The following is a 12,895-nucleotide window of genomic DNA, read 5'->3' on the forward strand; positions in this document are numbered from 1 at the left end:
ACATGTCCACCTCCACCGTTTCCGAAACCGTCTCCCCCGGCCGGGAGCAGACCGACGCCGCTCCCACCAACGTCGCCCGCACCCGTGACGACCACCCCTCCCGCGCCCGCCGCAGCGACGCCCGCCCGACCGCCGCGCCCTCCGGCTGCCGCCAAACCTTCGGCCGGGCGGTGCGGGCCGAGTGGGTCAAGATCCGCTCCCTGCGCTCCACCTGGATCACGTCCTTCATCGCCGTCGGCATCACCGTTCTGCTGGGGGCGGGCACGGCCATCGGCTACGCCGCCTCCCCGGAACTGGCGGAAGACGCCAAGCACGCCATCGTCTTCGGCTCCTCCTTCGGCCAGATCGTGGTGGCGGTGCTGGGTGCGCTGATCATCACCGGCGAGTACACCTCCGGGCAGATCCGCTCCTCATTGGCAGCCGTTCCGCACCGGAGCCGGGTGCTGGCCGCCAAGGCGCTCGTCGCCAGTATGCTGGCCTTCTGCATCGGAGCGGTGTCGATTCTGGTGTCGTGGGCGGTGTCCACACCCTTCATGCACGGCTACTCCGGCTCCTTGACCGACATGCACTACTTCGGCTACGTATGGGGAACGGGCCTGAGCTTCGTGGTGATCGCCCTGATGGCTCTGGGCCTGGGATTCCTCATGCGCTCAACCGCCGGCTCCATCACCGTGGTGATGACCCTGCTGTTCGTGTTGAGCGTGCCGCTGTCGTTGATGGCGATGAAGTGGGATTGGGCATCCAGCCTGATCGCACTGCTGCCTCTCAATGTGGCCACCGCCGTCGCCGATCCCTTCAGCCTCGTCACCGCCTGGGGAGCGCAGAACGGCGCGTCCCTGTCTCACATGCAGGCGATCCTGGTATTCAGTGCCTGGGGCATCGTGCCGCTGCTGGCCGGCTGGGTGTTGTTCGCCCGCCGCGACGCCTGAACCGCACCCGTGCCCCGGCGGCCACCTGCCGCCGGGGCACAATTAGTCCATGAGCAGAGGGGAGCCCACGCGATGAGCACGCCGTCAAGCGCCGGCCGGGTGCTGCGTTGGCAGGCCGCGCACCCCTACCTCGCCGACGCCGCCATCGCGGTGGTGGTGCTGGTCCTCAACGTCTTCATGGGGCTGTGGCCGCTGCGGCAGGCGCAGATCCCGTCGCTGCACTCCTGGCTGCCGCTGACGCTGGCCGCCTGCCTGGTGTGCGCGCTGGCCCTGGTCTTCCGACGCCGCCACCTGACCGTCAGCTGGGCGGTGCTGACCTTCCTGCCGCTCGCCCACGAGGCGGTGGTAGCCCGCGGTTTTCCCGACATGGGGGTGGCCGAGATCGGCTATGCGGCCGACGCGCTGCGCGCCTTCACCCTGCTGGGCCTGCCCTTCGCCCTGGCCACCCTGGCCCTGCACCACCGGGCCGCCTGGGTGTGGGCGGCCTGCGCCGTCTCCACACTGACCACCGTGTTCGGCCAGGCCGCGCTCGGCGGTTACGCGGTCGACACCCTCGGCGGACTGCTCATGCCCTACGGACTGACCAACATCATCGGGGTGCTGGTAGGGGTGGTGATCCGCGCCCAGGAGACCCAGCTGCACGAGGCGGAGCTGCGCTCAGCGCGCCTCATGCTGGCCCGCGAGCAGGAGGCTGCGCTGGCCGCCGCCAACGAGCGCTCCCGCATCGCCCGCGAGATGCACGACGTCGTCGCCCACTCCCTCGCGGTCATGATCACCCTGGCCGACGGCGCGGCCACCGCCATCGACCGCAACCCCGCCATGGCCAAAGAGGCCCTCACCACACTGGCGGAGACCGGCCGCTCCGCCCTGGCCGACACGCGCCGACTGGTGGGGGTGCTGCGCGAGGACCCCGTCGCCTCCCCCACTGCCCGGGACGACGCCGACACTCGCCCGGTACCAGCGGCCCGCCGCGCGCCCGCAGAGTCGACCGGGGCGGATACCTCCACCACCGCCCGCGAAAGCGCCGTCGTCGAGCCGCCCGCGGCCGCGGGCACCACCGTGCGCGAGCTGCCGGTTCCCGAGTTCGCCCCGCCCGGCACCGTCGCCCCGGTCGAGCCCAGCCAGCCGATCGCCGACCTGCGTCGGCAGGCCACCGACGTGGACGCCGACGCCTCCCGCGGTCAGACGCCACTCGCCCCCGCCCCCGAGCAGGCCGACCTGGAGGTACTCGTCGAGCGCTTCCGCACCGCGGGCGTACCCGTCACCTACCGGTGGACCGGCCGCAGGCTGCCCGCGGATAAGGGTCTGCAGCTCACCCTGTTCCGCATCGCCCAGGAGGCGCTGACCAACGTGCTGCGCTATGCGCCCACCACGCGCTCGGTCGCCGTCGCCGTCGACCGGCACTCCGGCACCGCCGTCCTCACGATCGACAACGACGCCGCCCCGGGCTCGACGCCGCTGCACGGTTCCGGCAAGGGGCTGATCGGCATGCGCGAGCGGGCCGCCGTCTATGGTGGCACTGTGCAGGCGGGGCCGACCCCGACCGGCTGGCGTGTGCGGGCCGTCCTGCACTGGGATGAGAGCCTGGAAGACAACGACGAAGGGACAGCGCCGTGGCAGATGCCGCAGTGAACGACGCAGCCGACCCGACCGCAGGCGCCGGGGCGGTGCCGCCCGGGCAGGCGGACTCCGCCCGCCGGCAGCGGCCCATCACGGTGGTGCTGGCCGACGACCAGGCGCTTATGCGCATGGGCTTCCGCATGGTGCTCGACCCGGCCGAGGACATCGAGATCGTCGGGGAGGCCTCCGACGGCGCCACCGCCCTGGCACAGGCACGCGCCCTGAAGCCCGACGTGATCCTCATGGACGTGCGCATGCCCGGTATGAATGGCATCGACGCGACTGCCGCGATCACCGCGCAGTGCCCGGACACCAAGATCCTCATCCTGACCACCTTCGACCTGGACGAGTACGCCTTCGCGGGCCTGCGCGCCGGGGCGAGCGGCTTCCTGCTCAAGGACACGCGGCCGGGCGAGTTGGCGGAGGCGATCCGCACGGTCGCCAGCGGCGAGGCCGTGGTCAGCCCGCGCATCACCCGGCGCATGCTGGAGCTGTTCGCCTCGCACCTGCCCGAGGACGGCGAGCGCGCGCAGGAGGATCCGCGCATCGCCGCGCTCACGCCGCGCGAGCGTGAGATCCTGATGCTGATGGCGCAGGGGCTGAGCAACTCCGAGATCGCCGACCATCTGGTCGTCTCGGCGACCACGGTCAAGACGCACGTCGGCAACGTGCTGGCCAAGCTGGACGTGCGCGACCGGGTGCAGGCGGTGGTGGTCGCCTACGAGACCGGCCTCATGCGCCCCGACCACCAGTAGTCCCCGGCGCCACCGCGCCCTCCCGCCCTCTTCGCCGAGGTCGGTTGATTTTACGTACCGAGGTCGGTAGATCTTACGTGCCGAGGTCGGTAGATCTTACGTGCCGAGGTCGGTTGATATGGCGTTCGACGCCGGCGGGCGGCTCAGGCCGTATGCAACCGCTGTTGTGCAGCGGTGAAACCGTCCACCGCCACCTGCTCGACGACGTCGGCCGCCTGTTCCAGGGTGACGGCCAGCTCCGCCCGTTCCCGCCCTGGGAAGTCGCTGAGCACGAAGTCGGCGGGGTCCTGCCGCCCAGGGGGCCGCCCCACGCCGACGCGCAGCCGTGCGTAGTCCCGGGTGCCCAGCGCCTGGGAGATGGAGCGCAGGCCGTTGTGCCCGCCCTCGCCGCCGCCGCGTTTGAGCCGCAAGGTGTGCGCGGGCAGGTCGAGGTCATCATGGATGACCAGCAGGTGCGAGGCCGGGTCGACATCGTAGAAGCGCGCCAGCGCCTTGACCGGTCCGCCGGACTCGTTCATGTAGCCGGTGGTGCAGGCGAGAATGACGCGCGGTCCGGGGGCGCCGCCGGGAAGGACGCCCAGACGCACGTCGGCGACACGGGTGTGGGTCTTGTGGCTGGAAAGGCGGGACCCGGCGCGCCCGGCCAGCACGTCAATGACCATTTGTCCGACGTTGTGGCGGTTGTGGGCGTACCGGGTCCCGGGGTTCCCCAGCCCGACGACGAGCCAAGGGGAGTTCATGAGCGTATGGCTGCGACGGCGAGCGTCACTCGGCCTCGGCGGGGGCCGCGCCCTCGGCAGCCTCGGCCGGGGTCTCCTCCTCGGCGACCTCGACGGCCTCCAGGGAGACGTTGACGACGTCGGCGTCGGCCTCGGTGATCGCCTCAACGCCATCGGGCAGAGTCAGGTCGGACACGCGGACGGCGGTGCCGGCCTCGACACCGGTGAGGTCGACGTCGATGGACTCCGGGATGGCGATGGCCGGGGCGGAGACGAGCACGTGGGCCAGCTCGATGATGTGGATGGTGCCGGGCTCGGGCTCGCCGGTCACGACGACGGGCACCTCGACCTCGACCTTCTCGTTGCGGTTGACCAGCAGGAAGTCAATGTGCTGCACGCCCGGGCGGATGGGGTGGCGCTGGACGTCCTTGGCGAGCGCCAGCAGGGACTCACCGTCGACGTTCAGCTCGATCAGGGCGTTCTCGTTGCCGCGCAGGGCCAGGCGGGTGGCGTGCTCCTCCAGCAGCAGGTGGCGGGGCTCGGTGCCGTGCCCGTAGACGACGGCGGGTACCTGGCCGGCGCGGCGGGCGCGGCGGGAGGAACCCTTGCCGAACTCGGTGCGGTCGGTGGCGTCAAGCTTGATGGCGTTGGCGGGCATGCGTTCTCCTCGGTTGTGGCGGGGAGCGTGCCCCGCGGTTCGGTGGTCCGGCGGGCACGACGACGTGCAGCACCTTCCGGCACCACCACGTCGATCACGGATGCGCTGGGCGCATCCCTCGCCGGGGCAATGCCGCCACTCTACGCGATGACGGTGCTCTCCGACGACGCCGCCAACGGTGACCCGCCCCACGGCCCGGGCGCTGATCGATCACACGCGTAATACCGACCGACCTCAGCACGTAACTTCCACCGACCTCGGCACGTAAGATCAACCGACCTCGGCGAATGGAGACATCAGGAGTGCAGCAACGCCAGGGCCTCCCGCACCCGAGCCACAGGCAGTTGGCCGGGCGCGGAAGCCGCCGATCCCGCGGTCGCGAAGGTGAGCGCCGAACCGAACACCCCGCCCGCAAGCCGGGTCAGGACGCCCGCCTCCCCCATGGCGATCGCCACCACCGGGATGTCCAGCTCCCCACGGGCGCGCGCCGCCACGCCCACGAGCCGCTCCACATCCGCCGGACCCGCCGGGGTGACGGCGAGCTTGGCGACCGCGGCGCCCGCGTCCTGCATGGCGTGCAGACGGCGCAGCATTTCGACGTCGTTCGGCGTGGCGGCGAAGTCGTGGCTGGAGGCGACCACGTCGAGCCCCGCCCGGCGCGCCAGCCGCACCAGGCGCGGCAGGTCGCCACGGGCCAGTTCGACGTCGACCGCCGCAGCGGCACCGCATTCCCTGCCGACCCGCTCAATCGCGTCCGCGAGCGCGGCCCGGTAGGTGACGTCGTCGACGTCGAGCCCACCGCCCTCCGCGGCTGTGCGCACCGTCAGCAGCACCGGCATGTCCGAACCGCGCAGTTCCGCCCCCACCGCGCGGGCGGCCGCCAGCCACAGTCCCGCAAGCTCCTGCGGCGCCCACCGCGCCGGCATGGTCGTGGCGGCGCGCTTACGCCCGGTCGCCGCAGCCGCCTCCGGTGCGGTCAGCAAGTCGGCGCGCAGCTCAACCAGGTCCGCCCCGGCCCGGCGGGCCGCCCGGGCCTGCTCGGCGCAGGCGGCGGCGTCGGCCCCGGTGGTGGCGACCGCGACTATGGGCACCGGCCCACCCAACGTCGCCCGCCGCCAGGTGGCCGGTCGTGCACACGCCGGCGAGCCCGGCACCGCGATCCCGCTCTCCTCCAGGCGGGCGCGCAGGTCCTGCGCCTCCCGGAGTACTGCCCGTCGGTCTGCGGGGACGCCCGACGACGACGAGTCCTCGGGGACTTCCACTGAGTCGCTCTCGGCCGCGGGCTTGGCTGCCCGTATGCCGTCCGTGTTCATGCCTGCGCTCCCGCGGGGAGGAGCGAGATGGCAATGCCGTCCAGGATGTCGGACAGGCTGGTGACGGCGGTGGTCAGCGGATGCCCGGCGGCGGCAGTGTCGGCGGCGACCCGGCTCACCACCTCGCTCCACACCAGCGCCCCGGCGGCGATGACGTCGCGGCGGCCGGGCAGCAGGTACCCCCAGGACTCCCGCTGCGCAGCGGTGGAGTGCACGATCGCGTCGCAGGATGCCAGCACCCGCGCGATGCTCAGCTCGGCCCCGTCGATGGCGTCACGGTCGAAGGCGTCCAGGCCGAGGGCGTGGGCGGTGACGGTGGAGATGGTGCCGGCGAGCCCGACCAGCCGGGTGGCGGCGCCCAGGTCGACGGCGTCGGCGGCCCGGTCCAGTAGGGCGCGTACCTCCGCGCGGGCGGCCTGCTCCGCGGCGGGGGTGACGCCGTCGGCCAGGTAGCGCTCGGTGATGCGCACCGAGCCGGTGTTCATCGAGTAGGCGGCCTGCGGGGCGTCCACGCCCAGGACCAGCTCGGTGGAGCCGCCACCCAAATCGACGACGAGGCGGGGACCGTGTGTAGCCTCGTTCCGCTGCTTGGCGGGCTCTTGCCCGGCCCGGTCGGCCTCGGCGGGCCCGGCCGCCGGAGCGCCGTCGTCGTCGGCCCCGAGTAGTGAGCCGGCGAAGGACAGGCGGGCCTCCTCCTCGCCGGAGACGACCTCGGGGACGATGCCCAGCGCCGCACGCACCCCGTCGACGAACTCGTCACGGTTCTCGGCGTCGCGCGTGGCGGAGGTGGCGACGAAGCGCGCGTGCTCGGCGTTCAGCGGCACGTCCAGGCCGGCGCAGGTGGCGGCGTACTCGCCTACCACCGCCAGGGTGCGGGCCAGGGCCTCGGGGTCGAGGCGCCCGGTGCGGTCCACGCCCTGTCCCAGGCGGACGATGGTGCTGGAGCGGTGCAGGGGGTGCAGGCGGACGGCGCCGGTGCGCTCGTCCCGGACGGCGTCGGCGACCAGCAGCCGAATGGTGTTGGTGCCGCAATCAATAGCGGCGACGCGGGTCATGTGTGGCTCCCCCTCGGATGGCTGTGCCGACGACTTCAGCGGTAACTCTACGGCGGTGGTCGGCGCTCAGCAGGAGCAGCGTTCGGGGTCCCACAGGCCCCGCTCGCGCAGTGCGTCCAGGGTGAGGTCGCCGATGGGGTTGACGCCCCGGCCAACCGCGAGCGTGTGCGCGAGCAGCGCGTGCAGGCACTTGACCCGGTTGGGCATGCCGCCGGCCGATACCCCGGTGATCTCCTCGGGGCTGCCCAGTTCGGCGCGGCGAGCCAGGTAGTCGTTGTGAGCGGCCGCGTAAGCGGCGGCCAGATCGGGTTCGGCGGCCAGGCGCCGGTTGAACTCCTCCATGAGGTGCTCCGCCTCGAGTGTGGAGCAGCCGCGCACCGCCGCCGGATGGGTCAGGTAGTACATGGTGGGGAAGGGCGAGCCGTCGGGCAGGCGCGGCGCGGTGCGCACGACCGTCGGTCGGCCGCACACGCATCGGGCGGCCACGTCGACGACACCGCGCGGTGTACGCCCCAGCTGCGTACGCAGGGTCTCCAGGTCGGCTTCGCTCACGGTCACTGCTGGTCTCCTGATTCGGTATCGGTGCCGGTCGACGGCGTGGCCGGCTGCGGCGTCGTGGTGGACTGCGGGGCGGGGGTGGACCAGCCTCGGCGGGCGGGATCGTCGGCCTGTTCCCGTTCGACTTGTCCGGCCACGCGCGCCGACTCGCGCAGCTCCTCGTACCAGGGCAGTCGCTCCTCGGCGTCGGCCCGGGCGGAGCCGGCCGCGTCGGTGTCCTCGAAATCGTCGGCCCCGACCACGACGTAGGTGGTCTCACCGGGCATGACATACGACAGGCGCTCGCGGGCCTGGGCCTTGACGTAATCGTCGTCGTCCCAGCGGGCCAGTTCCTCCTCCAGGGCTGTGGAGGTGGCACGGGCCTCATCGATCTGGTCCAGCACGGCGTCGTACTGGGCGCGCTGGCTTAGGTAGCCGCGCAGCGAGGGGAAGACCACGACGAAGGCCAGGGCCAACACACCGGCGAGGATGAGCAGGCGCATGGGCAGGGACAGCCCCTCCGCGCCGCCCAGGCGGGGAGCCGGATCTTCGGAATCTTCGTGGGTGGGGGCGGAGGTGGCATTGTGGTCGGCGTCGGCAGCGCCGCGGGAAGTGCTGCGGGCGGTATCGGGCTTATCGGTGTGCCGGCCGGCGCCGGCTCGAGCGTCGCGGGAGGGGCCGGAGCGGGTTCTGCGGGCGCCGGGGCGTGCTGGTACAGGTCGGCGCGGCGTCATGGAACCGATCCTGCCTCACGGACGTGCGCATGGCGAGCGTGCGGCGCCGGTGCGTCGGCCACGAAGCGGCAAGTATCCCGGCCCTGCCCCGACACCGCGGCAGGGCGGCAGGGCGGCGGCCCGATGGCAGGGCGGCAAGACGACCGCACGGCGGGGACGACATCGGGGCGTCAACGTCCCTGTTGGACCGCAATCCTCCATTTGGACCGCCGTAGTGTGCCACTGGGGCGGTCCAACCCGACACGGGCGGTCCCAAGAGACTTTCGCGGTCCGAATAGAAGGTGATCGGACCGAATACGTGCGTGGTTCGGGGCTATTGGCGCGAACGCGTGTTTTGGCCCGGCGGCGTGCGGGGGCGGTGTTGTTGCACGACCTTGGGCGACACTGCACGACCTTGGTGCGCACTCCACGACCCCGGGGTGGTCGTGCAACACACACCAAGGTCGTGGAACGCAGCCCGAGGTCGTGCAGCACATACATAGGGGCGGGGTGAGCATCACCGCCACCGGGGTCATCGGCACGAACGTGGTGCATTAGACCGGCGTGTCGCGGGGTGTCGTGCTGAGCCATACCCAACCCGATAAACCCCAAGTTCTCCCCACTATTTCAACGAAAACCCCCGATCACGCGCACACATTCGCGCCGATAACTGGCGTTTCCAGTTTGTGGGTGTGGTGGTGGATTCTGGTGTCGTGGGGTGCCGAACTGTCAACCTGCGGGCATGCCGGCTCGACGTCGCCCGCTGAACCGTGAGACGGCCCCGCAGGCTGTCCGCCTACGGGGTGTGCCGGCTGCAACCGGCAGCCGGCCTGCCGTTGGCGCACATGCCACTGTGCGGTGGTGGCCCGAAATGTCACCAACCGGGACAAACGAGCCTCAACACCTACCAGGGGCATCCGGCACCCGCATGATTCCAACGTTTCCTTCACGGCCGCCGACGCCGCCGGACCCGTTTGTCCCGAATCATGACAATCACCCCTCCTAGAGACTCCCGGTGCACGGGCCACCCCGAAGGGACAGGCGAGCCGACGCTCCCGACCCACCGCTACTTGCCGTGCGCACACCCCGCCCACCCGTCACACCCACCAGACGGTCCACCTCCACCAGACGCCCGCCACCCGCCCCGCCACACGCGCAAACGGGAAACGCCCGACAACTCCAAACAGAGCGGTCCCGGGGCACGCACACGATCAACGCGTGCATACCCCGGGACCAATCCGGGAAAGCAGGCCTCGGCTCAGGCAGACGACTTACGCCGTGCCCGCCCCGAGCCTCCGCTAACGCTTCGGCTCAGGCCTTGAAACGCGGGAAGGCGCTGGTGCCGGCGTAGACGGCGTCCTCGCCCAGGGCCTCCTCGATGCGCAGCAGCTGGTTGTACTTGTTGATGCGCTCGCCGCGGGCCGGGGCACCGGTCTTGATCTGGCCGGAGTTGGTGGCAACCGCCAGGTCGGCGATGGTGACGTCCTCGGTCTCACCGGAGCGGTGCGAGGTCATCGTCTTGTAGCCGGCGCGGTGGGCCATCTCCACGGCCTCGAGGGTCTCGGTCAGCGAACCGATCTGGTTGACCTTCACCAGCAGGGCGTTGGCGGCGCCGAGCTCGATGCCCTTGGCCAGGCGCTCGGGGTTGGTGACGAAGAAGTCGTCGCCGACCAGCTGGACGCGGTCACCGATCTTGTCCGTCAGGGCCTTCCAGTCGTCCCACTCGTCCTCGGAGAGCGGGTCCTCGATGGAGACGATCGGGAAGTCGGTGATGAGCTTCTCGTAGTAGTCGACCATGAAGTCGTTGTCGCGGGCCTCGCCCTCGAACTGGTAGGTCTTGGTCTCGGCGTCGAAGAACTCGGAGGAGGCTACGTCCATGGCCAGGGCCACGTCCTTGCCGGGGGTGTAACCGGCCTTCTCAATGGCCTCGACGATCAGCTCGAGCGCCTCGCGGTTGGAGTCGAGGTTGGGGGCGAAGCCGCCCTCGTCGCCCAGGCCGGTGGACAGGCCCCGGCCCTTCACGACGGCCTTGAGCGAGTGGTAGACCTCGGCGCCCATGCGCAGCGCCTCGCGGAAGGTCGGGGCGCCGACCGGGGCGATCATGAACTCCTGAATGTCCACGTTGGAGTCGGCGTGGGAGCCGCCGTTCATGATGTTCATCATGGGAACGGGCAGGGTGTGGGCGTTCGGCCCACCGAGGTACTGGTACAGGTCGAGGCCGGCGGAGTCGGCGGAGGCGGCCGCGGCGGCGAGGGACACGCCCAGGATGGCGTTGGCGCCGAGCTTGCCCTTGTTGGGGGTGCCGTCCAGCTCGATCATGAGGCGGTCGAGGCCGCGCTGGTCGGCGGCGTCGTAGCCGATGATCTCGGGGGCGATGGTGTCGTTGACGTTGGCGACCGCCTTCTCGACCCCCTTGCCGAGGTAACGGTCCTTGTCGCCGTCGCGGAGCTCGACGGCCTCGAAGGCTCCGGTAGAGGCGCCGGAGGGGACGGCGGCGCGGGCGGAGGAGCCGTCCTCCAAGAGGATCTCGACCTCGAGGGTCGGGTTGCCGCGGGAGTCGAGGATCTCGCGCGCGTGAACGTTCTCGATGAGGGCCACTTGATGCTCCTTGCTGAAGTTGTGTTGCCTGGGGAACAGGCACATGCAGGGCCAGCCTAGCGGCCCGCGGCCCACATCACGAGTGCATTGGTCCCGTCAGTTCCGCAGTTGTTCACGCCCGGCGAGATCGCGCACCCGGCGCGCCGGCGGTTTCGGCCAACGACGTCGCCGCAGCCGCGCGCCTCCTCCACCCAGTCGAGGCGCGCGGGCCGCCGTCTGCGTCAGCCCAACTGCAGTTGGGTGTCATCCTGCAGCAGCCACGCACCGCCGCCCTGATACCGCGGTGAGGCCTCCACACTCAGGGCGCCATGCAGTTCCTGGTATCGGGCGCTGACCGCGTCCTGGTCTTCCAGCGCGAAGACCTGGTTGGCTATCTGCACATAGCGATAGGTGTCGACGGCGGCGGGCGAGTAGTCAATATCCTTCTGCGCCTGCAACTCGGCCAACGCATCCGCGTCCGAAACTTCGATATCGAATTCTGCGGCCAGCTGTTCGGCCGCCGGCAGATCCGCGAGCGCGGTCACGACGAAGGCGGCGGTGGGTCCCTGCTCGCCGCCAGCGGCGGCGTACTCGGCGAGGTCCTGTGTGGCGTCCTGCACCTCCTGCTCGGAGAGGGTAAACGTCTGAAGGACGCCGTCGGCATCGGTGTAGTTCACGATGGCGGCCTGCCCCGGGTGTGCGGAGCAGCCGGCGAGGGCACTGACGCCGAGCAGCAGGGCGGCGCCGGCTCCCAGTACGCGGGCACGCCGGGTGAGACTTGTGGTGGTTCGGGTCACGGTCTGCTCCTGTTCGTTGAGTCACCGACGATGCTGCCGGGCTCGACCACCGCCCATCGTATATCTCACCGGCTCATTTCGTTCTCGGGGGCGATGATCCTCAGAACGCGTGCCGCGACCTGCTCCCAGGTAAGAGTAGCCGCATGTTCTCTGGCCAGAGCACCTAGCCTGCGAGCGGTTGCAGGATCCGCGAGAGTCCGCATGGCCTCCGCCAGGGCGTACTCGTCGTCGACTGGAACGATGATGCCGCCGGGGCCGATCATCTCACGAGCACCGCCAGCGTCCGAGCCGATGGAGGGGACACCGACTTGTCCGGCCTCGGCGTAGACGAGTCCGGCCGGTTCAATTCTTGAAGGCACGACGAGGCAGGTCGCCCGCGCGAACAGCGTGGCCAATAACTCCTGGGCAGCGGGATCAGACAGAACGAGCGGGCCGTAGTCCTCGATTCCGGGAGCTTCCACTCTGGGGTGCTCGCCTACGAGAACGAGCCGCGCCTCGGGAAGCTCCGTGCGCACACGTCGAAAGGCCCTGACCAGCAAGGGACCGTTCTTCCGTTCCCAGTCGTGGCCAACGAACAGGAAGCACGGCGCCTCCCAGTTCTTACGGGTGGCGGCGTCGGCCGCTGCTCTGGACGTCTCCCTGTAGCGTCCGCCCAGGCCAATGACATTGACCTTTTCCGCAGGCACTCCGAAGTCCTCCCGCATCGACGCCGCGGCCCACTCGGTTGCCGCGAGCAGTCCGTCCACCTCGCGGTAAGTCCTCTGGTGACGACGCAGCCGGGCAGAGACGGCGCGATCGGAGTGCTGTGCCCAGTTGCCGAATCCCGCACCACGCGCCTGAACCAGGGTCATGTCCTCCAGAGTGAACACGTGCGAGTGAGGCACTCGGAATTGGGAGCCGATTTGGATGACGATGTCAGCGCGATTGAATCGACGGCACCTTGCCCGCGCTGTAAACGTAATCAAATCCCCGTACAGGGCAGTATCACGCCACATCATCCAGTTTCTCCCGGCCGCCCCGTGCCGGGTTAGCCGTGCAAGGACGCGCAGGGCATACTCGATGATGCTGCAAGGAGGTCGCACATCCGCCGCCAGTACCTCCACACCGTAAGCTCGCAGGCCTTCAATGAGCCCCGCAGGCGTACCCGACCAGGTCTCGGGATTGAGCGGATCTCCAACGGATACGACAGCGATGGTCAACGACGCCGGTTCCTGCCCCTCAC

At 70.4% G+C, this 12,895-nt stretch carries 12 protein-coding genes; 3 read left to right on the forward strand and 9 right to left on the reverse strand.

Translation table 11 applies throughout. From position 1 onward, the window contains the following. Positions 1-2 precede the first annotated feature (2 nt). The 3 genes from BN1056_RS14225 to BN1056_RS14235 all read left to right on the forward strand — a co-directional run bounded on the left by BN1056_RS14225 (position 3) and on the right by BN1056_RS14235 (position 3,304). Positions 3-929, forward strand: a complete 927-nt coding sequence (locus BN1056_RS14225) for an ABC transporter permease subunit (RefSeq protein ID WP_210582309.1) — start codon at positions 3-5, stop codon at positions 927-929. 72 nt (positions 930-1,001) lie between these two features. Then, entirely contained in the window at positions 1,002-2,561 is a 1,560-nt protein-coding gene (locus tag BN1056_RS14230; RefSeq protein ID WP_210582310.1) for a sensor histidine kinase, read from the forward strand. Next, the gene (locus BN1056_RS14235) at positions 2,543-3,304 is read left to right on the forward strand and encodes a response regulator (protein WP_083565525.1); all 762 of its coding nucleotides are present in this window, start codon (positions 2,543-2,545) and stop codon (positions 3,302-3,304) included. Before BN1056_RS14230 ends, BN1056_RS14235 begins: the two co-directional genes overlap by 19 nt. 143 nt (positions 3,305-3,447) lie before the next feature. Here BN1056_RS14235 and pth read toward each other — a convergent pair whose 3' ends face one another. The 9 genes from pth to BN1056_RS14280 all read right to left on the reverse strand — a co-directional run bounded on the left by pth (position 3,448) and on the right by BN1056_RS14280 (position 12,872). Next, positions 3,448-4,044, reverse strand: coding sequence for an aminoacyl-tRNA hydrolase (gene pth, locus BN1056_RS14240; RefSeq protein ID WP_073328339.1), 597 nt, complete (start codon positions 4,042-4,044; stop codon positions 3,448-3,450). Positions 4,045-4,069: 25 nt separating this feature from the next. Further along, positions 4,070-4,681 (reverse strand): 50S ribosomal protein L25/general stress protein Ctc, encoded by a 612-nt coding sequence (locus tag BN1056_RS14245; protein ID WP_210582312.1) that lies wholly within the window; start codon positions 4,679-4,681, stop codon positions 4,070-4,072. Between the two features lie 296 nt (positions 4,682-4,977). Next, the gene (locus BN1056_RS14250; protein WP_210582314.1) at positions 4,978-5,994 is read right to left on the reverse strand and encodes a type I 3-dehydroquinate dehydratase; all 1,017 of its coding nucleotides are present in this window, start codon (positions 5,992-5,994) and stop codon (positions 4,978-4,980) included. Continuing rightward, positions 5,991-7,049, reverse strand: coding sequence for a Ppx/GppA phosphatase family protein (locus tag BN1056_RS14255; protein ID WP_210582316.1), 1,059 nt, complete (start codon positions 7,047-7,049; stop codon positions 5,991-5,993). Before BN1056_RS14255 ends, BN1056_RS14250 begins: the two co-directional genes overlap by 4 nt. 66 nt (positions 7,050-7,115) lie before the next feature. After that, complete coding sequence (locus BN1056_RS14260) at positions 7,116-7,622, reverse strand: DUF501 domain-containing protein (protein WP_244671750.1); 507 nt, start codon at positions 7,620-7,622, stop codon at positions 7,116-7,118. Further along, positions 7,604-8,320, reverse strand: a complete 717-nt coding sequence (locus BN1056_RS14265) for an FtsB family cell division protein (protein WP_210582318.1) — start codon at positions 8,318-8,320, stop codon at positions 7,604-7,606. The genes BN1056_RS14260 and BN1056_RS14265 overlap by 19 nt, the downstream gene beginning before the upstream one ends. A 1,290-nt stretch (positions 8,321-9,610) precedes the next feature. Beyond that, positions 9,611-10,897, reverse strand: a complete 1,287-nt coding sequence (eno, locus tag BN1056_RS14270; RefSeq protein WP_210582320.1) for a phosphopyruvate hydratase — start codon at positions 10,895-10,897, stop codon at positions 9,611-9,613. 221 nt (positions 10,898-11,118) lie between these two features. Beyond that, positions 11,119-11,673 carry a hypothetical protein gene (locus BN1056_RS14275; RefSeq protein WP_073328327.1) on the reverse strand — a complete coding sequence of 185 codons (555 nt, stop codon included), beginning with the start codon at positions 11,671-11,673 and terminating at the stop codon, positions 11,119-11,121. Positions 11,674-11,738: 65 nt separating this feature from the next. Continuing rightward, positions 11,739-12,872: a glycosyltransferase family 4 protein gene (locus BN1056_RS14280; protein ID WP_210582322.1), complete on the reverse strand. Its 1,134-nt coding sequence runs from the start codon at positions 12,870-12,872 to the stop codon at positions 11,739-11,741. Between the last annotated feature and the right edge of the window lie 23 nt (positions 12,873-12,895).

It is taken from the genome of Actinomyces succiniciruminis, from assembly GCF_900002405.1.
GTDB classification, from domain to species: Bacteria; Actinomycetota; Actinomycetes; order Actinomycetales; family Actinomycetaceae; genus Actinomyces; species Actinomyces succiniciruminis.

What these genes read in the sequence shown, in the direction of transcription:
- BN1056_RS14255 (WP_210582316.1), bottom strand. Translation starts at nt 7,049, where the DNA reads ATGACCCGCGTCGCCGCTATTGATTGCGGCACCAACACCATTCGGCTG.
- BN1056_RS14245 (WP_210582312.1), bottom strand. Translation starts at nt 4,681, where the DNA reads ATGCCCGCCAACGCCATCAAGCTTGACGCCACCGACCGCACCGAGTTC.
- BN1056_RS14225 (WP_210582309.1), top strand. Translation starts at nt 3, where the DNA reads ATGTCCACCTCCACCGTTTCCGAAACCGTCTCCCCCGGCCGGGAGCAG.
- pth (WP_073328339.1), bottom strand. Translation starts at nt 4,044, where the DNA reads ATGAACTCCCCTTGGCTCGTCGTCGGGCTGGGGAACCCCGGGACCCGG.
- BN1056_RS14230 (WP_210582310.1), top strand. Translation starts at nt 1,002, where the DNA reads ATGAGCACGCCGTCAAGCGCCGGCCGGGTGCTGCGTTGGCAGGCCGCG.
- BN1056_RS14265 (WP_210582318.1), bottom strand. Translation starts at nt 8,320, where the DNA reads ATGACGCCGCGCCGACCTGTACCAGCACGCCCCGGCGCCCGCAGAACC.
- BN1056_RS14250 (WP_210582314.1), bottom strand. Translation starts at nt 5,994, where the DNA reads ATGAACACGGACGGCATACGGGCAGCCAAGCCCGCGGCCGAGAGCGAC.